The sequence below is a fragment of the Sphingomonas echinoides genome (assembly GCF_029623395.1).
GTDB lineage: Bacteria > Pseudomonadota > Alphaproteobacteria > Sphingomonadales > Sphingomonadaceae > Sphingomonas > Sphingomonas echinoides_A.
In genome coordinates this window covers 130,602-152,986 of record NZ_JAPYKK010000005.1, presented here as the reverse complement: position 1 = coordinate 152,986, position 22,385 = coordinate 130,602, and the positions used below count along the sequence as shown (strand labels likewise).

Annotated in this window: 17 protein-coding genes and 1 tRNA gene; 12 read left to right on the top strand and 6 right to left on the bottom strand. The window is 66.5% G+C overall.

The features are described from left to right. The first annotated feature begins 3 nt into the window (after window positions 1–3). On the top strand, window positions 4–357 hold the full coding sequence (locus tag QBJ92_RS05105; RefSeq protein ID WP_277968604.1) for a hypothetical protein: 354 nt from the start codon (window positions 4–6) through the stop codon (window positions 355–357). Window positions 358–362: 5 nt separating this feature from the next. Continuing rightward, entirely contained in the window at window positions 363–2,399 is a 2,037-nt protein-coding gene (locus QBJ92_RS05100; protein WP_431358369.1) for a TonB-dependent receptor, read from the top strand. A gap of 15 nt (window positions 2,400–2,414) precedes the next feature. On the opposite strand, the gene QBJ92_RS05095 is transcribed toward QBJ92_RS05100, so the two are convergent. Continuing rightward, a complete protein-coding gene (locus tag QBJ92_RS05095) occupies window positions 2,415–3,440 on the bottom strand; it encodes an FUSC family protein (RefSeq protein WP_277968622.1) in 1,026 nt (341 codons plus the stop codon). Window positions 3,441–3,626: 186 nt separating this feature from the next. Continuing rightward, window positions 3,627–4,550 carry a LysR family transcriptional regulator gene (locus QBJ92_RS05090; protein ID WP_277968603.1) on the bottom strand — a complete coding sequence of 308 codons (924 nt, stop codon included), beginning with the start codon at window positions 4,548–4,550 and terminating at the stop codon, window positions 3,627–3,629. 89 nt (window positions 4,551–4,639) lie between these two features. Between QBJ92_RS05090 and QBJ92_RS05085 the strand changes: the two genes are divergently transcribed. After that, window positions 4,640–5,509, top strand: coding sequence for an aldo/keto reductase family oxidoreductase (locus QBJ92_RS05085; RefSeq protein WP_277968602.1), 870 nt, complete (start codon window positions 4,640–4,642; stop codon window positions 5,507–5,509). Window positions 5,510–5,513: 4 nt separating this feature from the next. On the opposite strand, the gene QBJ92_RS05080 is transcribed toward QBJ92_RS05085, so the two are convergent. Beyond that, window positions 5,514–7,721 carry a glycoside hydrolase family 3 C-terminal domain-containing protein gene (locus QBJ92_RS05080; protein WP_277968601.1) on the bottom strand — a complete coding sequence of 736 codons (2,208 nt, stop codon included), beginning with the start codon at window positions 7,719–7,721 and terminating at the stop codon, window positions 5,514–5,516. A 112-nt stretch (window positions 7,722–7,833) separates the two neighbouring features. Here QBJ92_RS05080 and QBJ92_RS05075 point away from each other — a divergent pair, with 112 nt between their 5' ends. The 6 genes from QBJ92_RS05075 to QBJ92_RS05050 all read left to right on the top strand — a co-directional run bounded on the left by QBJ92_RS05075 (window position 7,834) and on the right by QBJ92_RS05050 (window position 16,851). Beyond that, window positions 7,834–8,745 carry a LysR family transcriptional regulator gene (locus QBJ92_RS05075; protein ID WP_277968600.1) on the top strand — a complete coding sequence of 304 codons (912 nt, stop codon included), beginning with the start codon at window positions 7,834–7,836 and terminating at the stop codon, window positions 8,743–8,745. Between the two features lie 90 nt (window positions 8,746–8,835). Beyond that, window positions 8,836–10,146 (top strand): CitMHS family transporter, encoded by a 1,311-nt coding sequence (locus QBJ92_RS05070; RefSeq protein WP_277968599.1) that lies wholly within the window; start codon window positions 8,836–8,838, stop codon window positions 10,144–10,146. Continuing rightward, window positions 10,143–11,486, top strand: a complete 1,344-nt coding sequence (locus QBJ92_RS05065) for an acyclic terpene utilization AtuA family protein (protein ID WP_277968598.1) — start codon at window positions 10,143–10,145, stop codon at window positions 11,484–11,486. Before QBJ92_RS05070 ends, QBJ92_RS05065 begins: the two co-directional genes overlap by 4 nt. A gap of 1 nt (window position 11,487) precedes the next feature. Beyond that, window positions 11,488–11,796, top strand: coding sequence for an AtuA-related protein (locus tag QBJ92_RS05060; RefSeq protein ID WP_277968597.1), 309 nt, complete (start codon window positions 11,488–11,490; stop codon window positions 11,794–11,796). Between the two features lie 11 nt (window positions 11,797–11,807). Next, a complete protein-coding gene (locus QBJ92_RS05055) occupies window positions 11,808–13,811 on the top strand; it encodes an alpha/beta hydrolase domain-containing protein (protein ID WP_277968596.1) in 2,004 nt (667 codons plus the stop codon). Window positions 13,812–14,034: 223 nt separating this feature from the next. After that, a complete protein-coding gene (locus QBJ92_RS05050; protein ID WP_277968595.1) occupies window positions 14,035–16,851 on the top strand; it encodes a TonB-dependent receptor domain-containing protein in 2,817 nt (938 codons plus the stop codon). On the opposite strand, the gene QBJ92_RS05045 is transcribed toward QBJ92_RS05050, so the two are convergent. The 3 genes from QBJ92_RS05045 to QBJ92_RS05035 all read right to left on the bottom strand — a co-directional run bounded on the left by QBJ92_RS05045 (window position 16,848) and on the right by QBJ92_RS05035 (window position 19,353). Beyond that, window positions 16,848–18,161: a hypothetical protein gene (locus QBJ92_RS05045; protein WP_277968594.1), complete on the bottom strand. Its 1,314-nt coding sequence runs from the start codon at window positions 18,159–18,161 to the stop codon at window positions 16,848–16,850. The genes QBJ92_RS05050 and QBJ92_RS05045 overlap by 4 nt on opposite strands. A gap of 251 nt (window positions 18,162–18,412) precedes the next feature. Then, a tRNA-Gly gene (locus QBJ92_RS05040) sits at window positions 18,413–18,486 on the bottom strand. A 189-nt stretch (window positions 18,487–18,675) separates the two neighbouring features. Then, complete coding sequence (locus QBJ92_RS05035) at window positions 18,676–19,353, bottom strand: FadR/GntR family transcriptional regulator (protein WP_277968593.1); 678 nt, start codon at window positions 19,351–19,353, stop codon at window positions 18,676–18,678. Window positions 19,354–19,638: 285 nt separating this feature from the next. Here QBJ92_RS05035 and QBJ92_RS05030 point away from each other — a divergent pair, with 285 nt between their 5' ends. The 3 genes from QBJ92_RS05030 to QBJ92_RS05020 all read left to right on the top strand — a co-directional run bounded on the left by QBJ92_RS05030 (window position 19,639) and on the right by QBJ92_RS05020 (window position 22,365). After that, entirely contained in the window at window positions 19,639–19,908 is a 270-nt protein-coding gene (locus tag QBJ92_RS05030) for a response regulator transcription factor (RefSeq protein WP_431358368.1), read from the top strand. A 30-nt stretch (window positions 19,909–19,938) separates the two neighbouring features. Further along, window positions 19,939–21,033 carry a Gfo/Idh/MocA family protein gene (locus tag QBJ92_RS05025; RefSeq protein ID WP_277968592.1) on the top strand — a complete coding sequence of 365 codons (1,095 nt, stop codon included), beginning with the start codon at window positions 19,939–19,941 and terminating at the stop codon, window positions 21,031–21,033. A gap of 84 nt (window positions 21,034–21,117) precedes the next feature. Beyond that, a complete protein-coding gene (locus tag QBJ92_RS05020; RefSeq protein WP_277968591.1) occupies window positions 21,118–22,365 on the top strand; it encodes a CaiB/BaiF CoA transferase family protein in 1,248 nt (415 codons plus the stop codon). Window positions 22,366–22,385 lie beyond the last annotated feature (20 nt).

Sequence of the window (22,385 nt, the reverse complement as noted above, 5' to 3'; positions counted from 1 at the left end):
GTCATGAAGCACGTCTCGTCCCTGTTCGCCGTCCCCATGCTTTTGGGCCTCGCGGTTCTTTCGGCATGTGATCCCGGGGAGAAAGCGGCCACGACCGTCGCAGCGACCACCAAGCCCGATCCGATGGAAGCCAAGATCGATGCCCTGCCGCGTGCGTTGCAGGAAACGACGATGTTCCGCGCAATTCGTGATGGCGGCTACACTTGCCAGAAGATCGTCCGGTTCGAGAAGCATGCGCCGATCGATGGCCATGCCGTATGGATCGCCGAGTGCGACGATCGCGGACAATATGTCATCACGTTGCAGCCCGGCGGTGTGTTCTGGGTGAGCGGTGTGCCCCAAGCCAAGAAGCCCTGACGCCTGTGAAAATCTGGAAAGTCGCGCTCGCCCTGGGCGGCGTGCCCGTTGCAGTGTCGGCGCAAACCGTTGCCGGGCCGACGGCGACCGAAGCCGCTGCGCCGGACATCGTCGTGTTGGGATCGCCGCTACCGTTGCCGCCCGGAGTCCCCGCTTACGGATCGGTCACGATCGATCGTTCGCGCCTCACCAGCGATGCGTCGGGCCGGGTAGAGAACGTCCTGTCCGACGTCGCGGGGTTTCAGCAGTTCCGGCGCAGCGACAGCCGGTCGGCCAACCCGTCCGCGCAAGGCGTCACGCTGCGCGCGCTTGGCGGGAATGCGTCGTCGCGCGCTTTGGTGCTGCTCGACGGGGTGCCGCTGGCGGACCCGTTCTTCGGCTACATCCCGTTCAACGCTTTGTCGCCTGACCGCTTGTCGAGCGTGCGGATCACGCGCGGGGGCGGGGCGGGGGCGTTCGGCGCGGGCGCGGTCGCGGGGACGATCGAGCTCGCCAGCGCAACGCGTGCCGATCTCCCGCATGTGGCGGGAAGCGCCTTTTATGGCAGCAACAATGCCGTCGAAACCACCGCGAGCATTTCGCCGGATGTCGGCGCGGGGTATCTGACGGTGGCAGGCCGGTTCGAGCGTGGCGACGGGTTCTTTACGACCCCGGACGCGCAACGCACTGCCGCGACGGTGCGCGCACGCTATCGGGATTGGTCGGGGCAGATGCGCGGCGTGGTGCCGATCGACGCGCAGACCGAGTTGCAGGCGCGAATGGTGGTATTCCGCGACAATCGCACGTTGCGTTTCGCCGGTGCGGACAGCAGTTCTTCGGGGGAGGACGCGAGCGTCCGGGTGATTCATCGCGGCCCGTGGGCGCTCGATGTGCTCGCCTATGTCCAGGCGCGCAACTTCACCAATCGCGTGATTAGCGCGACCACATCGCGGCTGACGCTAGACCAGCGCAACACGCCCGCGACCGGGATCGGCGGCAAGATCGAACTGCGCCCACCGGTGGGGCCGGACCATGTGCTACGGATCGGCGCAGACGTGCGGTTGGGTGAGGGAACGCTGTACGAGGACGCTTACGCCGCCAGCGGTGCGGTTACGACGCGACGGACTGCGGGCGGGAACACCAGCACCGCCGGGCTTTTCGCGGAGGACGACTGGACGCTCGGGCGGCTGGTGCTGACGGCCGGGGTGCGGGGGGATCACTGGACGATCACTGACGGCTTCTTCCGCGAACGCACGCGCGCCGGGGCGATCACCACCAACCAGCGGTTCGCCGATCGCGATGGGGTAGAGGCGACCGGCCGCGCCGGTGCTTTGTTCCATGCGAGCGATGCGGTTGCGGTGCGCGCGGCGGGGTACACTGGGTTCCGTCTGCCGACTCTCAACGAATTGTATCGGCCTTTCGTGGTCTTTCCGGTCACCACGCAGGCCAACGCCGGACTCGGGCTCGAGCGGTTGCGTGGGGTCGAAGGCGGGTTTGACCTGGTCCCGCTGCGCGGTGTGTCGATCGGGGTGACGGGGTTCTACAATCGTCTGGAAGGCGCCATCGCCAACGTCACGATCGCGCCCAATTTACGCCAGCGGCAGAATGTCGACGCGATCGTCGCGCGTGGGGTGGAAGTGACTGCGCGTGCGAAGCGGGGCCACGTATCGCTCGATGCTTCCTATGCGTTCAGCGACAGCAAGGTCCGGGCATCGGGCGTTTCCGCGCAGCTCAATGGCTATCGTCCGGCGCAAAGCCCGCGGCATACCGCGAGCGCGACGCTTGGATGGCAGGACCGGCGTGGGTTCGGCCTGTCGCTGACCGGGCGACACGTCGGGAAACAGTTTGAGGACGATTTGCAGACCGACGTGCTGCCCGCCGCGACGACGCTGGACGGCGTAGTTAGCGTGCCGGTCGGCGCGCGCTGGGCGGTGATCGCGCGGGGTGAGAACCTGACCGACACCACGATCGTCACGCGGAATGCCGGCGGATCGATCGATCTCGGGACGCCGCGCCGATTGTGGATCGGGGTACGGCTTGGGGGTGACTCCGCGCATCGCTAGCGCCCCGCGCCAGCGTCACGCCGACCGGGAGGTGAGCACTTTGCCGGGGGCGATCTCGTCCACGCGGGATGCGAGATCGAGCAGATCGCGATGTAGCCGGCCTGCCGCGAACGCGAGCCCGAAGACACGGCCCGATGCTTCGAAATCGAGCGTTGCGGCCTGGGTGCTCTTGCGGAAGGCGTCGAGGGCGGCACCGAAACGGCGGTAGCAGGTGATCGCATCGGCTCGGTCGACGACGGTCCCCGCAGCGAGCGCGGCGGCACAGCGCTTCGCGAGGGATGCGTGCGCGTCGAGCATGGCGGCGGCGGGGGTTGCCAGCGCGGCGATCGCAGCGGGCGGGAGCACTTCGTCGAGCGCGCGGCCGATCAACACTAGGTCGTTGCGAATACGCCATAATGTTCGCGGGACCGAGGCGGGGATCTGATGATCGGCCAGCCGGGTGGCGCGTTCGCGGTCCGCATCCTTCATCGCGGCTTCGACGGTGGCGAGCGCCTGTCGCAGCGCGGCATGTTCGGGCGAGGAGGGGAGCGCCGACTCTGTCTCGAGCGCGCGGGCCTGCTCGCCCAACATGCGGGCGATGTGGCTCAGCACCGTCGCGGTCCGGGCGATGACAAGTCCATGAGATCGCGCCGGAAATACGAACATCGCCGCGAGCACGCCGATGACGCCACCGATCCCGATTTCGATGATCCGGTCGCGGACGAAATCCTGCACCGGGGCACCGGGCGGCGCGCTGAGCAGCATGATCGCGGCGGTGACGGGGGCGACGCGCAGCCGCGGGCGGACCGCGGCGACGAAGGCGGCGAGCCCGGTGACAATGACCAGCACCAGCCCGACTTCGAGCACGGCCGTTCGCTGCAAGGCGGCGCCTAACCCACCGAGAACTGCGCCAATTAAGGTGCCGAGCAACCGGTCCGTTGCCGCAGTGAGGGTGCCGCCGATCGATCCCTGCATCACGATCAGCACGGTGAAGACCGACCAATAGCCTTCTTGCAGCCCCAGCATCCGGTACGCGGCGAAGGCTGCCGAGGCGCCGACCATCACGCGGGCGACCTGACGCAGGTGCGCGGCGTTGGCCGTGATCGTGCGGCGAAGATGGGAAGCGACGGTCAGCGTATTGCCCTGAAACCCGTGAGAAAAGCGCGCGGAATGACGCCGGTTTCGTGCGTTTGATGTCCGGAATGCGTCAGCACACTGCCGGAAATGGTACGTCCGAGGCAGCTTTTGCTACAGTTTTACGCGCAATTCAACGGGCGCTGTCCTGATATAGTCGATGAACGCACGAAGCGGCGGGGGCACGAGCCGGCGGCTGGAGTGATACAGGAACGGGCCCGGAAAGGGCTGCCACCAATCTTCCAACACCGGCTCCAACGCGCCGCTTGTGATATATGGGCGGAGCCAGCCTTCGAACAAGTGGATCACGCCAACGCCCGCGATCGCCGCCTCCACCCCCAGTTCGATGGCACCGCTGATGCCGACGGTGAGGCGGGGCTGCGGCTCGATCAGGACGACCGCTCCGTCCTGTTCGAATTCCCACGGCGAGGTCAGGCGACCGCTGGCGAACCGGCCCAGGATACACGGGTGTTGCAGCAGGTCGCGCGGATGTTGCGGGCGGCCATGCCGGTCGAGGTGCGCCGGTGCCGCGGCGGTCGCGAAGCGCTGGATGCGTGGACCGATCGGCAGCGCGATCATGTCCTGCTCGAGCCGCTCGTCGTAGCGGATCCCGGCGTCGCAGCCCGACGCGAGGACGTCCACGAACCCGTCTTCGGCGACGATCTCGACCTTCACGCCGGGATGCGCGGCCAGGAAACCGGGGAGGATCGCGGGGAGCACCAGTTTGGCGGCGCTGACCGGGACGTTCAGCCGCAGCATCCCCGTCACGCCGTCACGCAGATCGTCGACCGCACCCAGCGCCGCATCGACCTCCTGCAGCGCCGGGCCCAGACGCTCCATCAAACGCGCGCCCGCCTCGGTCGGGGTCACGCTGCGCGTGGTGCGGTGTAGCAGGCGGACGCCGAGCGACGCCTCGAGCCGACGGACGGCTTCGCTCAGCGTGGAAGCGCTGGCCCCCGCCGTGCGCGACGCCTCGCGAAAGCCGCGCGCGCGCGCGACCGCGAGGAAAGCGTTCAAATCGGCAAGATCGGGCGTCATTGTTCGATTTTCCGCACAGCCTGTGCAGATCATGCCGGATTATCGCGGTGATCGCCAAGGTTTAAATCCGGCAGCGAAGGAGACGAACCATGCAGACCAACAAGCACGCCGGGAGTTTCAACCTTGGCGACCGCACCGTCCAGCGGATGGGCTATGGCGCAATGCAACTCGCGGGGCCGCATGTCTTCGGGCCGCCGAAAGACCGGGAAGCGGCGATTGCGGTGCTGCGCGACGCGGTGGCCGCGGGCGTGAACCATATCGACACCAGCGACTTTTACGGGCCGCACGTCGTCAACCAGCTCATCCGCGAAGCGCTATCGCCCTATACGGAGGATCTCGTTCTCGTGACCAAGGTCGGCGCGGTGCGCGGCGATGATGCCTCGTGGAACATCGCGGCATCCCCGGACGCGTTGCGGCGTGCGGTCGAGGACAATTTGCGCAACCTGGGGCTGGAAACGCTGGAGGTGGTCAACTTCCGCTGCATGCTGGGCGGTGCCGGCGGGGTGACCGAAGGGTCGATCGCCGAGCCGTTCGCCGCCTTGGCGCGAATGCGCGAGGAGGGACTGATCCGGCACCTTGGCGTGAGCAACGTCACGGCCAGGCAAGTGGCGGAAGCGCGCGCGATCGCCCCGATCGCGTGCGTCCAGAACCAGTATAACCTCGCGCATCGGGAGGACGACGCGCTGATCGATATGCTGGCGGCGGAGGGGATCGCTTATGTGCCGTTTTTCCCGCTGGGGGGCTTCAGCCCGTTGCAGTCGACCGCCCTGGACACGGTGGCGCGCGGGCTGGATGTCACGCCGATGCAGGTCGCCCTCGCGTGGTTGCTGCACCGGTCGCCCAACATCCTGCTGATCCCCGGCACGTCGTCGGTCAGCCACCTGCGCGAGAATATGGCGGCCACCTCCCTGACTTTGCCGGACGCAGCGTTGGCCGCGCTCGACGAAATCGGGAAGTAGCGCCTTAGAACGTGGCCGCCGGTAAGGTCTGGCGGGTTTCGCTGCCGAGCGTGGTTGCCGAGCTTCCGAGCGCGAAGCGATAGGTGCCCGCGTCACGGTGCCACTTGCCCGCGCGCCATTCGCTCAACAGGCGCGCGTCGATCGGCACCTCGACCGTGCGACGCTCGCCGGGTTTCAGATCCAGTTTGGCAAATCCGACGAGCCGCCGCACGTCGCCCTTCGGCGTGCCGACGAGATAGATCTGACCGACATCGGCGCCCGCGCGTTTGCCGGTGTTGGTGATGGTGACTTTCGCGGTGGGACGGGGGCCGCCGGTGACCACCAGCGGGGCATGCTCGAACTGCGTGTAGCTGAGTCCGAAGCCGAACGGGAACAACGGCTTGGCCCCGGTTCGTGCGAACCAGCGATAGCCGACGTCGGCGCCTTCGATGTCGTAATTGATCGTCAGCGTCTGGCCGGGCTTGCCCTTGCCCATGAAGTCCGGCTCCACCGTGCCGCTGCCCGGCAACGCCGGACGCGGAAGCTGCGCGACCGAGGCGGGGAAGGTCACCGGCAGGCGGCCCGAGGGATTGACGTCCCCGAACAGGATATTGGCGATCGCCTCTCCGCCGCGCGCGCCGGGATACCATGCCTCGATCACTGCGGCGGTCTGGTCGAGCCACGGCATCGCCACCTGGCTTCCGGTTTCCAGCACGACGATCGTGTTGGGGTTGGCGGCGGCGACGGCGGCGATCAACGCATCCTGTCCTTCCGGCAGCGACAGGTCGGGGGCGTCGAGCCCCTCGGTCATCCACTGCGTCGCGAACACGATCGCGACGTCCGCCTGCCGCGCCGCCTGCACGGCGTCGGCGATGTAGCGGCCGTTGCGAAACACCACGTCGGCCTTTGGCGCGTGTGCCTTGATCGCCGCGAGCGGGGAGGAGGCGTGATAGGATTGCGCGAGCAACGCGGCGAAGGGGCCGCCGATCGTCGGGATCGCGACTGCCGGTCCCCCCGGCCCCTGGGTTTGCGACGATCCGCCGCCCGAAAGGACGCCGCTGTCGGCATAGCCGCCGATCACCGCGATCCGGCTGGCCTTCGCGCTCAACGGCAGCGCATCGCCACGGTTGCGCAACAGCACGATCCCCTGTTCGGCGACATCCTGCGCGACCCGCGCGCCGGCGGCGAAATCGATCGCGGTCTTGACCGGCGGGTTGGTGTCCACGCCGACCGCGAACATCGTCCGCAGGATCCGCCGGTTCATGTCCGCAAGCCGCGTTGCGTAGCGCGGGTCGCGCGCTGCCGCCGCGCGCAGATCCTCCGCGAAATAGAGTTTGTCGTCGAGCTGCGACCCGGATTGCTGGTCGAGCCCGTTGAGCGCGAAATCGAGCCCGTGGACGGCGCCCCAGTCCGACATCACGAACCCCTTATAGCCCCAGTCCCGCTTGAGCACGCCGTTGAGCAGCGCATCGTTGCCACAGGCGGATTGCCCGTTGACTCGGTTGTAGGCGCACATCACCGACCCCGGATTGCCGCGTTCGATCGCGATCTGGAAAGCGAGCAGGTCGCTCATCCGCAGCGCCGCGTCGCCGATCACCGCGTCGTGGAACTGGCGACCGGTTTCGACCGCGTTGATCGCGAAATGCTTGACGGTGGAAATGACGTGGCGGGACTGGATGCCCGCGATGGCGGCGCCGCCGAGCAGGCCCGAGTGGAGCGGATCCTCGCCGAGATATTCGAAGTTGCGCCCCCCGCGCGGATCGCGGACGAGGTTGATCCCTCCGGCGAGCAGGACGTTGAACCCCTTGGCATGCGCTTCGTTCGCGATCGTCTCGCCGCCATGCGCCATCAGCGCGGGATCCCAGGTTGCGCCCATCGCCAGACCCGATGGCAGCGCCGTCGCGCCGTCCTTGCGGATACCACCGACATAGGCGACCCCCAGGCTTGCATCGGTTTCGCTGAGCGCAGGGACATTGAGCCGCGGGATACCCGAGACATAGCCAGCCCCGAGCACGACACCCTGCGGGATCGTGATGGGACCGAACGGGAGCGCCATGATGCCGTGCGAGAGGATGACGTGTTCGGCGGCGGTCATTTGCCGTTCGATCGCCGCGGCGCGGGTGTCCGGATCGCTCGCGCGCGCCGTTTGCGCGGCGAGCGGCGATCCCGCCGTCAGGAGCGTCGCCGCGAGCATGATGCCGCCGACTCGTCCGTGTGCTGCGCGGTTCTTCATGCTGCTCTCCCCCGTTTCGCAACAGTATCGATCGTGGCGGCGGGGAAGAAAAGTAAAGTCTTTGCATCGATCGATCAGCGTAGCGTATCGATCCGAGGCAAGGAGAGAAACGATGCCGCGGACCCCAAGCCTTTCCAGTTTGCGGCTGTTCCTGCAGGTCGCGCAAACGTGCAGTTTCAGCGAGACCGCGCGGCTCGCCAACCTCTCCCAGCCGGCGCTCAGCCGGACGATCAAGTTGCTGGAGGAAGACCTGGGCGTGCGGTTGTTCGACCGCAATTCGCGCAACGTCGCGCTGACCGCGGCGGGTGCGGCGTTGATGCCGACGGTGGAGCGGCTTGCGGGGGACTTTGACCTTGCGTTCCAGGCATTGCGGCAGACGTTCGCGGGGCAGCGCGGGCGCGTGATCGTCGGCGCGCTGCCGTCGGCCGCCGCGCACGTGCTGCCCGCGATCATCGCCGGGTTCCGGCAGAGCCATCCGCACGTCGAGATCATCCTGCGCGACAATCTGTCGGGGGCGCTGTACCAGCAGATGATCGACCGGATGATCGACTTCGCGATCACCACGCCCCCCGATATCGACAACGGGTTCCGGTTCGATCCGCTGATGGACGACGAATGCGTTCTGGTGTGCCGGCACGAAGATGCCGCCGCCATGCCCGCGCCCGTCGCGTGGAGCGTGTTCGGCGAGCATCCCTTCATCGCGATGGCACCGCGCAGCAGCGTGCGGCTGCTGACGGACACCGCCTTCGCCAAGACCGATCTGGCGGTGCGCCCGCTGTACGAATGCGCGCAGCTCGCCACCGTCGGCGGGCTGGTATCGGCGGGATTGGGGATCACGCTGCTGCCCAAGTCGACCTTGCCGCTTCTGGGCGTGGCGGGCGACGTTGCCTGGCGGACGATGGCGCCGCCGCGGATTTCTCGCGCGATCGGGGTTGCGCGGTTGGACAAGCGCACGCCGTCCCCGGCGGCGGCGGCGTTCCTCGAGGCGGTGATGGCGCATGCGGCGACCGATGCGCGTAGCTGATCGATCTATCAGATAAGTCTAATTGCTGGATAAATCTTCTGCGGGCATGGTGCCGGCAAGATTGAACAGAAGTGCGGACAGGAGGGGATCATGCTGGCTATCGTCGCCGCCGCGACCATTCTGTCGTTGCTTGCCGTCATCCTGTCCAACCGCGTGTCGCCGCTTGCCGCGCTGATCCTCATTCCCATTCTGGGGGCGGTCGCGGCGGGGATGGCGCCGGGCATTCCCGGCTATATCGTCGCGGGACTGACCAAGATCGCGCCCGTTGCGGGGATGTTCGTGTTCGCGATCCTGTTCTTCGGGATCATGACCGACGCGGGGCTGCTCGCGCCGCTGGTCAACGGCGTGTTGCGGCTGGTCGGCGAGCGTCCGTCGCGGATCACGGTTGGTACGGCAGCGCTGGCGTTGCTGATCCATCTCGACGGCTCGGGCGCGGTTTGTTTTCTGGTGACGATCCCGGCGCTGCGCCCGCTGTACGACCGGCTCGGCATGGACCGGCGCGTGCTGGCGTGCACCGCGTCGATGGCGGCGGGCGTGAACTTCCTGCCGTGGACTGGGCCGACACTCCGCGCAGGCGCTGCGTTGAAGCTCCCGGTTGCGACGATCTTTACCCCGATGATCGGCGTGCAGCTGGTCGGCCTTGGATTCGTCTTCGCTGCTTCGTGGTGGCTGGGTATTCGGGAGGAACGGCGGCTCGCGGTGGAACGGCGGGGTCCGGTTTCCGGTGATCGCCTTGCCGTCACGACGGCCGTGCCGAGCGCCGCCGAGCAGGCATTGCGGCGCCCGCGGCTGTACTGGGTCAACGTGCTGATCACGCTGGTCGTCGTCGTGACGATGGTGGCGGGGCTGATGGAGCCGGTGGTGGTGTTCATGGCGGGCACCGCGCTGGCGCTGATCCTCAATTATCCGACCGCGGCGGAGCAGCGCGAGCGGATCGACGCGCATGCCCGCGCTGCGCTCATGATGGCGGGGATCTTGTTCGCGGCGGGGGCCTTTACCGGGATCATGGCGGGGTCGGGGATGATCAAGGCGCTGGCGCAGGCGTCGGTCGCGCATGTCCCCGATGCGATCGGTCCGCGCATTCCGGTGCTGCTCGGGTTGCTGTCGATGCCGCTCAGCCTGCTGTTCGATCCGGACAGCTTCTATTTTGGCGTACTGCCGGTCATCGCCGAAGTGGCGGGGCATTTCGGTGTTCCGGCGGTGCAGGTCGCGCAGGCGGCGCTGCTCGGGCAGATGACGACCGGCTTTCCGGTCAGTCCGCTGACGCCTGCGACCTTCCTGGTGGCGGGGCTGAGCGGGATCGAGCTCGGCGCGCATCAGCGGTTTTCCATTCCCTGGCTGTTTGCCGCTTCGGTGGTGATGACGATCGCCGCTCTTCTGTTCGGAATCTTTGCCTTATGACCGGCCGAACCATCCGTATCGGGGCGGGCGCAGGATTTTCGGGCGACCGGATCGAACCGGCGCTCGAACTGGTCGAGCACGGTGCGCTCGATTACCTCGCGTTCGAATGCCTCGCCGAACGGACGATCGCGCTGGCGCAGGCGGCGCGGCGGGTCGATCCCGCGGTCGGGTTTGACCCGCTGCTGGAAAGCCGGATGCGCGCGGTGCTGCCGGCGGCGCGCTCGCGTGGGGTGAAGATCGTCACCAACATGGGGGCGGCCAACCCGCTGGGCGCGGCGCGGCTCGTCACGCGGATTGCGCGCGCGCTGGGGCTGCACGGGGTACGGATCGCGGCGGTGCTGGGGGACGACGTGCTCGATATCGTCCGGTCGGATCGCTTCCCGCTGGTCGACCGCGCGGGGACGAGCCGCGACATCGAGCCGGGGATGGTCTCGGCCAACGCCTATCTCGGCGCGGAGGGGATCGTCGCCGCGCTGGCCGGACAGGCGGACGTGGTGATCACGGGGCGGGTCGGCGATCCGGCGTTGTTCCTCGGTCCGCTGATCCACGGCTTCGGCTGGGCGATGGACGATTGGGACCGGCTCGGGCGCGGGACGGTGGTCGGGCATCTGCTCGAATGTGCGGGGCAGGTGACGGGGGGCTATTTCGCCGATCCGGGCGTCAAGGACGTGCCGGGGCTGGCGCGGCTGGGCTTCCCCTTCGCCGACGTGCGCGAAGACGGGACGGCGGTGCTGGGCAAGGTCGCTGGATCGGGCGGGTGCCTGTCGGTGGCGACATGCAAGGAGCAGTTGCTGTACGAGATCCTCGACCCGGCCGCTTATCTGCAGGCCGATGTCGTCGCCGATTTCCGGACTGTAGCGTTCGAACAACTTGGCGCGGACCGCGTCGCGGTGCGCGGGGGGACCGGTCGTGCGCGGCCGGATACGCTCAAGGTGTCGATCGGCTATGAGGATGGCTTCGTCGGGGAGGGGCAGATTTCCTATGCCGGTCCGGGTGCGGTGGCGCGGGGTCGGCTGGCGCTGGCGATCGTCGAAGAGCGGTTGCGGCTGACCGGGGTGCCGGTGACCGACTTGCGGACCGAATTGATCGGGGTCGACTCGATCGACCGGACCGGTCGGCAGGCCGGGACCGAACCGCGCGAGGTGCGCGCGCGGGTCGCCGGGCGCGCACCGACCCGCGCCGCCGCCGAACGGATCGGCGCCGAGGTCGAGGCCCTGTACACCAACGGGCCGTTTGGCGGTGGTGGCGCGGTCGCGGCGGTGCGCGACGTGCTCGCGGTCGCGTCCACGCTGATCGACCGGACGCGCGTGTCGCCCAGCGTTCACTACGAGGTGGCGTGACATGATCCTTCGCGACATTGCGCATTTAAGGACCGGCGACAAAGGCGACATTTCGCAGATCGCGATCTTCGTGCATGCCGCCGAAGACTATGAGCTGCTCGTGCGCTGCGTGACGGCGGAGCGGATCGTCGCGCATTTCGCCGATCTGCCGATCCGCGCCATCCGCCGCTATGAGTTGCCCGGAATCGGCGCGCTCAATTTCGTACTGGAAGGCGCGCTGCGCGGCGGCGTCACGCGCTCGCTCGCGCTGGATGCGCACGGCAAGACGCTGGGCGCGCAACTGCTCGATCTGGTGATCGACCCATTTTGAAAGGTTCGCTCATGCGACGGTCCGTGCTTCTTGCCGCCGGTTCCCTGCTGTCCGCCGTGTTGGTCGATCCCGCGCTCGCGCGGCTCGAACGCGTCCGGATCGACAGCGTCACGCCCGCGCCGCCGCCCGCGAAAGCCGGGGCGCTGCGCTACGAGATCGTGCGCGGCCAGTTCTTCGGGTCGCTCGATCCGGCGGACCCGCATAACGGGATCATCACCGATATCGCGGCCGCGACCCGCGATGCGCGGGGTCGCGTCGGCTATTCGGCGACCTTCGCGATCGCACGACCGATCGACCGGGCCAAGGCGAGCGGCGTGCTGTTCTACGACGTTCCCAACCGGGGCGGCTGGCCGATCGCCGCCGATCCGGATGGGCATGTCCGGGTCATCAGCGGGTGGCAGGGCGACTTGCCCGCCGGACCGGACGTCCAGCGCGCGACCGTACCGGTGGCGCATGGGCCGGGCGGCAGCCCGTTGACCGGGCCCGTCCTCGCGCGGTTCATCGACATGCCGGCGGGGGCGCGGACGATCGCGATTACCGGCAGTATCGGCAAGCCGACCGCGCGGCCCGTGCCGGTGTCGCTCGATACCAGGCAAGCGCGGCTGTTCCGACAAAGCGCGGACACCGCCGCCCCGGTCGACATCGCGCCGGGCGACTGGGCGTTTGCGGATTGCAACGCGCAGCCTTTCCCCGGACGGCCCGATCCGGCCAAGCTGTGCGTGCGCGGCGGGTTCGATCCGGCGTTCGCCTACACGCTGGTGTATCAGGGCAAGGATCCGCTGGTGCAGGGGGTAGGGTTCGCCGCGACGCGCGATCTGGTCGCGTATCTGCGCGGCGGCAAACCCGATGACGTCGGCACGCCCAACCCGGCGGGGGCGATCCGCTGGACGGTTGCCAGCGGGACGTCGCAATCGGGCAATTTCCTCAAGAGCTTCATCAATTTGGGGTTCAATGCGGATGAGCGCGGGCACCGCGTGTTCGATGGGGTCAATCCCAACATCGCCGCACGACAAGTTCCGCTCAACCTGCGCTTCGCGGTCCCGGGCGGCGCGGCGACGCTGTACGAACCCGGCAGCGAAGGAACGCTGTGGTGGGGGCGGTATGACGACGTCGCGCGCGGGCGGGGAACGAGCAGCCTGCTCGACCGGTGCGGCGCGAGCAACACTTGCCCCAAGGTGATCGAGACGTTCGGATCGGCCGAATTCTGGGGTTTGCGGATGTCGCCCGGGCTGATTGGCACCGACGCAAAGGCGGACTTGCCGCTGCCGGGCAACGTCCGCCGTTACTATTTCCCGAGCGTCACGCACGGCGGATCGTACACCGGGGGCTTCCCGACGGCAGGGGACAAGGGGCTGGCGATTTGTGCATTGCCGGGTAATCCCAACCCGTCGATCGACAGCTTGCGCGCGGCGCAGGCGATGCTCGTTTCGTGGGTCCGTTCCGGCAAGGCGCCACCGCCGAGCCGCTATCCGACACTGAAGGCGGGGGATCTGGTGGAAGCCAATGCCGCGGCGATGGGGTTCCCATCCTGGCCCGGTGCGCCGTCACCCGACGGCAAGCTCAACGTCTTTCTCGATTACGACATGGGCAACGCCTTTCGCTATCACGACATCAGCGGCATGATTACGCCCCAGCCGCCGACGGTGCGCGGGACGATTCCGTCGCGCGTCCCGCGGGTCAACGCGGATGGCAATGAAACGTCGGGCGTCCCATCGGTCCAGTTGCAGGTTCCGCTCGGCAGCTATCTCGGCTGGAACGGGCAGGCGACGGGTTTTGGAAAAGGCGGCGGCTGCGGCTTTTTCGGCGGCTTCGTGCCGTTCGCACGAACCAAGGCCGAGCGTCTGGCGGCGCACGATCCGCGACCCTCGCTCGAGGAACGCTATCGCGACCATGCGGGCTTCGTCACGCAGGTCCGCAGCGTCGTTGCCCGCCAACAGGCCGCGGGCTGGCTGCGCGACGAGGATGCCGCGCGGCTGGTCGAGCAGGCGCAGGCGAGCAAGGTTCTGACGGACTAGAGGATTGATCAGTCAAACGGATCGATCAATCAGAAGATTGTATTTCCGTTCTGAAACCCGGTGGGTCATTCCATCACCAACAAGAACGTTCCGGTCGCGGAGACGTCGAGAGGATGCAAGGCACCGTCGCTTGCGACCAGCCTGATACACCCGTCACCTTCAGGCTGGCGGCATGATCCTTCACGTCCTTCGCTGTCAGGAACGGCAAGAAGGGGAAAGTCTCATGTCGCGACCAATATCGACCGCCGCTGCGAACCGCCTGCTCGGCGGGCTTTCGATCACCGCGCTGGCGATGATGCTCGTCCCTGCCGCCTCCGCGCAGGTTGCGCCGGGTGCAGCGCCCGAGGGGCAGGTGGTACCGGCAGACGCGCCGCCGCCCGTGGCCGCGCCGGAAGACAATGGTCCCGATATCGTCGTCACCGGATCCTATCTGGGCAATGTCCGGCAGGAGGACCGCGCTTCGCCGATCCTGTCGATCGACTCGCAGAGCCTCGCGCGGACCGGCGTCACCTCGCTCGGCGACATCACGCGCTTCATTCCGCAGAACGTCGGCAGCGCGGGTGGCATTCAGGATCTGGCCAAGGGCGGCGGCGCCGATTCCCGCGATACGCGCTCGGCCAATCTGCGCGGGCTCGGTGCCGGCGCGACGCTGGTGCTGCTCAACGGACGCCGGGTCGTCCCCGCCGACGGGTTCGTCAACCTCAACAGCCTGACGCCCGAGATCGCGATCGAGCGGGTCGAGACGGTGCTCGACGGTGCCTCGTCGACCTACGGCGCGGATGCGGTCGCAGGCGTATTCAACGTCCTGACCAACACGCGGTTCAAGGGGCTGAAACTCTCCGCGCAATATACCAATATCGCGGATTCCCCGGCGGCGACGGTCCAGGCGATGTGGGGCGTCGGCGATGGCCGGTTCCACACCGTCACTTCGGTCGCCTATCGCTATCAGGACGGGTTGCAGAACAGCGAGCGCGACGTCACCAATTTCTTCAACCCATCCTCGGGGGCTGGCGCGAACCCGGGTGCCTTCACGCTCTACTCGCGGCCGCGCACCGCGGCGGGTGGCGACGTGGTCATCAACGGCAACAATTATTCGGCCTTGTACGACCGCTTCCGCTCGGCGGCGGGGACGGTGACGGTGGTCGATCCGAATTGCGGATCGGCGGCGAGCCAGAGCCGCTATGTGCCGTCTGCGAACAGTCCGGGGTTCGGGCTTGGGTCGTGCCAGTTCAGCTTCCAGGCGCAGAACCCGATCCGGCCGGAAGCCAAGAGCTATCTGGTCCATAACGACACCACGTTCGAGATCGCGCCGGGGCAGACGCTGTTCGCCGAAATCGGCCTGTATCATCAGGATTCCAAGCGGTTCAGCGTGCCGTCCTACGCGCAGAACCGGGTCGGTGCGCGTCCGCCGATCGTACCGGGCAGCAACCCCTATAATCCGTTCGGGGTCGATGTCGGCTTCATCGGCCGCGCGATCGGCTCGCAGGGGTTCCCCGGTTACCAATATCGCCTGATTCAGGACAAGGTCGACCAGGGCCAGTTCGTGGTGGGGGCGCGCGGGCGGATCGACGGGAACTGGAAATATACCGCGAACGCAACCTATTCGCGCGCGGACGTCGCCTCGACCGATCGCGACACCGACATGAACCTGTTCCAGGCCGCGCTCAACGGATACGGCGGCCCGAACTGCAACATCCGCTACAGCGGACCCGGCGCGGGCGCACAGCCGGGCGCGGGCAACTGCCTGTACCTCAGCCCGTTCACCGCCGACGTGTCGAAAATGGACCCGTCGCTGATCTACAATCTCCAGAGCAACGTCGTCACCCAGTCGCGGATCGAATATATGATCGGCGAGGCGGTGGTGAACGGCACGCTGGCGACGATCAACGGTCATGCGCTGGCGGTCGCGGTCGGCGCGCAATATCGCAAGGAAAAGCAGTCCACCCAATATTCGGATCTGCTGCTGAGCGGTTTCGGCGGGTTCCTCGGGCCAAACCGCAACACCGCGTTCGAGCGCGAAGTGAAGAGCGTCTTTGCCGAAGCGAATTACGAGGTGATCGACGGGCTCAACGTCAATGCTGCCGCCCGTTATGAAGATTACGGCAATTTCAACACGACGGCGCCCAAGCTCGCGGTAAACTGGCGGATCATCCCGCAGTTGTCGCTCCGGGCATCGGCGAGCAAGGCATTCCAGGCGCCGTCGATCGCCAATTCGGCGGCGGTGCTGATCGCGACCAACATCGCCAACATCATCGATCCGCGCGACGGCACGACGACGTTCCGGTCGATCCAGCAATATGGCAATCCGGGGCTGCAACCGCAGAAGGCGGACGTCTTCAACATCGGCGCGACCGTGCTGCCGGTTTCCAACCTGACCCTGTCGCTCGATTACTGGCACTATAAGTACAAGAACCAGATCCAGCTGCAGAACGGGCAGGCGGTGATCAACGCCGACCCCAACGGTCCGAACGTCATCCGGGACGGCAGCGGCGTCGTTCAGTCGATCGTCATCTCCTCGTACAACGCACCGAGCGGGACCGGAACGTCCGGGATCGATGCGGCGGCCAGCTATCGCTTCGACATCGGCGCGGCGCGGATCACGCTGCGCGACAACCTCAGCTATCTCGCGACGTATGACGTGGATACGGGGTCGGTCGTCTACGACGGCGTCGGGCATCGCAACAATTACCAGACCTCGCCGCTGACGTCCGCCGCGGCACCGCGCTGGCGCAATATCGCCGGGATCGACCTCTCGCTCGGCGATCATTTCCTGTCGGGGACGTGGCGCTATGTTTCGAGCGTGATCGACGATTATCAGCAGGTCGTCGGTGCGCCCACCGTCGCGCGGGTCGGCGCATGGTCGGTGTTCGACGTGCAATATGGCCTGCAGTTCGGGTCGGACAAGCAGTATGAGCTGACGCTCGGCATGATCAACGCGTTCGACAAGGCGCCCGCCAAGGCCTTGTATACCGGGTATCTTTCGACGCTCGGCGATCCGTATGGGCGGCAGGCGTATGTCCGGATCGGCGCGAAGTTCTAGTGGTGCGCCGGGGTGGATGGTGTCTTCGGTGGTGACGCGGTCGCCGCAACGCCGAGGTTCAGGGTGCCCGCATAGGGTCCATCCCCGCCGTCCATGACCACCCCGTGCGCGACGGTTACCGGAGACGATGGAGCGGACGACTGTCGGCCGCAGGTCGTAGCCGAGGTACATGCCCAATACGATCCGCCGTTCCATCTGGCATCGAGCGTGACGGTGGAATGGGCAGGCAGATAGCCAGCCATCGGGAGATAGGCTGGCTTCGCCCAGGCCGCGGGTGTCCGCATTGCGTGAACGTTGCCTACCAGAACGAGCACCCGGCCTTGGCTCGCCACCCGGCCGATCAAGGATGCCGCGAGCGCTTTCTCATAGTCTCCCGCGTTGAACCCGGGATCGTACAAGGGTTGGAAGGCAACCACGCTCGTTATCTGCCCTGCTGCTCGCAGCGCGCGCAGGCGCCGGAAAAGCTCGAAATACGCCTCACTGGAGAGACCGGCCTTGAAGGGTTCAGTCCATATCCTGCTCGCAAGAAAGCGGGATGTCGCTGCGGCATCCCCATTGGACCCGATGTAGTCATCGATCGCGGGCTGTTCGGTAGTCGCTTGCTCGACCGCGACCACCACCGGCTGGGCTGTCGCTGCCAGACAAACGAGGTCGCCAAAGGCTTTGGGTGTTTCGGTCGTTCCATGGATCTCGCCGACGACGATCCAGCGCAGCGACGACCGCCCGAGAAGCTGTTCCGAACCAGGGATCGCGGCGCAAACGGACGGTTGTAGCTTTGCCGCGAAGATCCTCGCCGGGGGCGCCGGGACGGGAGGCCGCGGCGGCGACTTCGAGACGCTGGCGGGAGCGCGGCGTGCCGACGTTTCAGCCGCAGCGCGTCGCTCTTCTTGCGCCGCAAGCGTCGGCACACCGAGCGCGCCCCGCAGCGCGTCCGAAACGAGGGAGCGATCGAACGGCTCCTGTGTTATCCGACCGTCCGCACCGGTCAGAAATTGCGTGCCAAGAACCTGCGGCTTGCCCGTGGTCTGGAGATACCGATCGAGCGTGGCAGCCGCGATCCAGGTAGCGCCGACCTTGCCCTTCGCGACGGCGATCGTCGCGAGCAGGTGCGCTTTCAAATAGGCGTCGGACGATCCGCCGTGTTGAAACACGAAGGCGGCGTTGAAGAAGTCGTCCCCGCTCTTCAAGGTACCGGCATCAAGTAATGCTTGTGTACGCTTAAGACGCGCCTCGTCCTGTGGTCCGACGATTGCCCAGTCGATATCGAGGCTTTGTCGGTCCTTTTGGTCCGCCTCGAAAATCGCCGTCATCTCGGGGTTCGATGCCGCATCAGGGACGGGCGCAATCGAAACCGACGACGGGGAAATTGCCAGCAAGGAAAGGACAATCATTGGATTGGACATTGCTGGACCTCTCGCGATCGATCGTATCGGAAAGGAAGCTGACGGTGTTTGGCGCCTCCAAGCAAGCCAAAAGCGCGAGCGCGTGGCTCGAAGCTGGAGCGTCTGCCGTGCATGCCCATCAATCAGCGCGGGCGCGGCGAGGAACCGTTGTTTGGGAATGGAGCGGGTGAAGGGAATCGAACCCTCGTCGTAAGCTTGGGAAGCTTCTGCTCTACCATTGAGCTACACCCGCAACGCCGCGTATTTCCGTCGTTTCCTGTCTTATGTCAACGGGCATTCCGTCTTTCCGACACTCGGAATTCCGACTTTGAGAACAAACAGGAATGCGGCGTGGTTCGTTCCCGACCACGCATCCGACCGGCCTATCGGAAATTCTATCCCGTTGAATGAGGCCGTTACGTTCTTTCGACATCGTAAAGGCTCACGGCATCAGCCGCTTTCGGCCCTCCGACAAATGCCAGCGCATCGCCAGGGCGGCGCCGTCTGCATCCTGCGCGCGAATGGCCGCGACGATCATCTCATGTTCGCGCAGCATCGCGCCGATCACTTCAGGTGGACGCGAGCGGGAGATGTCGACGCCCGCCCGCATGATCCGGTCGACGTCGGCGAACAGCGCTTCGAACGTCACGAGGAACGCGGGGTTGGCGGTCGCGAGCATGACTCGGCGGTGGAACTCCATATCCTCGTCATGCGCGGGTGCGCTCGACAACAAGGCGGTGCGGAGCTGGTGCAGGCCGTCCTCGATCTGCGCCATTTCATCGGTCGACCGCCGTGTCGCGGCGAGCCGGGCCGCTTCCGCTTCGAGCACGAACCGTACCTCATAGGTGCCAAGCGTTGCGGACATGTGGTCCATCGGCATGAAGGCGATCAGCTGGTTCGACGGGCGGCTCTTGACGAACGACCCCGCACCGCGCCGCGCTTCCGTAATGCCATCCGATGCAAGCCGCACCAGCGCTTCGCGGACGATCGTTCGGGACATGCCAAAGATTTCGGCAAGCCGCGCTTCCGACGGCAAGCGATCCCCGACCGAAAGATTGTCGGTGTCGATGATCTCAACGATGCCGGCATAGGCCCGGTCCGCCAGCCGCCCCTCCCTCATCGCTTGCTTTCTCTCTGCATGTGGGACGCAGGGTAGCGCAGGCACTGGATGGCGAGCAACGCTCTTGCAGTCGCACATTCTGATGACCGACCTGTACGACAACGTTTGCGTTAAATCGGCAACAATTGCGACTATTCTGGCGTCAGGCTGCAATAGACGGTTGAGTCTGTCCAACCAATTTGCCTAGACTGACGAACGAAGGATCCGAAAACGGGACTCGAACGGGCGGTTGGGGCCAGCCGTGCACTGCTTGCATCGTCAGGTGGATCAACAGGGAGAGGTTGTGTGAAGACCAATCGTCAAGAAGCGCCGGCAATTGAGGCGACCGCGGCGTTGCCGCCGCTTGCGTTACTGACCCCGACGCAACGCAAGGTGCTCGACGGGGTCTATTCGGGCCAGCTCAACAAACAGATCGCGTTCGATCTCGGCATCGCCGAGGCGACGGTCAAGGCGCACATGACGGCCCTGATGCGCAAGCTGAAGGTGCGCAACCGCACGCAACTCGCGATCACCGCGCAGTCGCTCGGCTGGAACGGGCGTACGCTCGCGCACTGAGTGCGCTTTCGTCATTGAGGAAGGATCGTCATGGAAATCGGGCGTCGCGATATTCTGCTCGGCTCGGCCGCGCTGCTGCTTGCTCCTGGAGGCTCGGCCTGTGCCGCGACGGATCGTCCGCTTGGCTATGCGATCGTCGGGCTGGGGTATTACGGGCTCAACGTCATCATCCCGCAATTCGTCAACTGCACGCATAGCCGCCTCGCAGCGGTCGTCAGCGGCGATCGCGCAAAGGCGCAACGTGTCGCGCGCGAACACGGTCTGTCGGACAAGGCGATCTACTCTTATGCCGATTTCGACACGATCCGCGACAATCCCGACGTCGACATCGTCTATGTCTGTCTGCCCAACGGGATGCATGCCGAATATACCATCCGCGCCGCGCGGGCGGGCAAGCACGTGCTGTGCGAGAAGCCGATGGCGATCTCGGTCGCCGAATGCGAGGCGATGATCGCCGCGTGCCGCAAGGCGGATCGCAAGCTGATGATCGGCTATCGCTGCCATTTCGAAGCGCATAATCTGGAGGCGATGCGGCTCGCGCGGAGCGGCGCGGCGGGCAAGATCCGCTATGTCCGGTCGGAACACGGGTTCGTTCAGCGGGATCCCACGAAATGGCGGCTCAAGCGCGCCTTGTCGGGGGGCGGGTCGCTGATGGACATGGGCATCTACAGCCTTCAGGCCGCGCGGTACATGACCGGCGAGGAGCCGGTCGCGGTGACCGCGCGTGAATCCACGGATCGTCGAGACCCGCGCTTCACCGAGGTCGAGGACATGATCGACTGGACGCTCGAATTCCCGTCTGGCGCGATGGCGGGCTGCCTGTCGATGTATAGCGCGAACCAGAACCGCATCCTACTGATGGGGGACACCGGGCGGATCGAGCTCGAACCGGCGACGCGCTATGACGGGAACGAAATGTGGACCGGCAAGGATGGCCGGGAGCGCAAGATCGTCCCGCCGCCTGGCCCGGCGAAGACACAGTTCGCGGGACAACTCGACCACATGGCGCAAAGCGTGCGGCGCGGGCAGGAACCGATCGTGTCGGGCGAGGAAGGCCTGCGCGACATGCGGATCGTCGAGGCGATCTATCGATCCGCGCGCGAGGGGCGGACGATCCGGCTCTGAAGGGCGCAGTCGTGTCGGGGGTAGCGGAAGGGGAAACGCTCTCCCCCCTCGCATGCCGCCCTTTTTCGTGGCAGCACCGCCGGCATGTCCAGCGTGCCACCTCCCGGTCCATCCACTCCCGCCGCCCTCCAAGGCATCAAGGTCCTCGATCTCTCGCGGGTCCTGGCAGGGCCGTGGGCGACGCAGATGCTGGGGGATCTCGGCGCCGAAGTCCTCAAGATCGAGCAGCCGGGGCAGGGGGATGATACGCGCCGTTGGGGTGGCCCGGCGCTTGATGACGGATCGGGCGATTCCGCTTATTTCCTGTGCGCCAATCGCAACAAACGGTCGCTCGCGATCGATCTCGCCAAGCCGGAAGGCGCCGCACTGATCCGTCGATTGGTGCAGCAGAGCGACGTGCTGGTGGAGAATTTTCGCGTCGGCGGGCTGGCGAAATACGGGCTCGATTATGCCACGCTGTCCGCGCTCAACCCGCGACTGGTCTATTGCTCGATCACCGGGTTCGGCCAGACCGGGCGCTATGCGGACAAAGGCGGCTACGACTTCCTGATCCAGGCGATGGGCGGGCTGATGAGCATCACCGGCTTGCCGGATGGCGTCCCGGGTGGTGGGCCGATGAAGGTCGGCGTGCCGATCATCGACCTGTTCACCGGCACCTATGCGACGGTCGCGATCCTGGCGGCGTTGCGCCACCGCGATGCGACCGGGGAGGGCCAGCATATCGATTGCGCGCTGCTCGACACGCAACTCAGCCTGTTGTCGAACCAGGCGTCGCGCTATCTCAACGGGGGTGCGGTGCCCGGGCGATTGGGCAACGATCATCCCGATATCGTGCCGTATCGCGACTATGCCTGCGCCGATGGCGACATCGTCGTCGCGTTGGGGAACGACCGGCAGTTCCGCGATTTCGCCGCGATCCTCGGGCTGGCGTTTTTGGTTGAGGACCCTCGCTTCGCAAGCGTTGCGTTGCGCAGCCTAAACCGCGCGGCGCTGCACGCGGTGATCGGCCCGGCCGTCGCGCGGTGGCGGGTCGCTGATCTGGTCGACGCGATGGAAGCCGCCAAACTTCCGGCGGGCAAGGTGCAGACCGTGCCGGAAGTCTTCGACGACCCGCATGTCGCGGATCGGTCGAGCGTGCAGACGATGTACCGTGACGACGGCACGCCGCTCCGGGTCGTCGGCTTTCCCGTCAAGCTTTCCGAAACGCCCGCCCGCTACGACCGCGCGCCGCCGCGCGCCGGGGCCGATACGCGGCAAGCCTTGAGCGCGGCACTGGGCCTGACGGCGCGCGATCTGGACGATCTTGCGGCGGATGGCGTCATTCCGGCGTAGCGGCGCAACGGCGGTCTCCC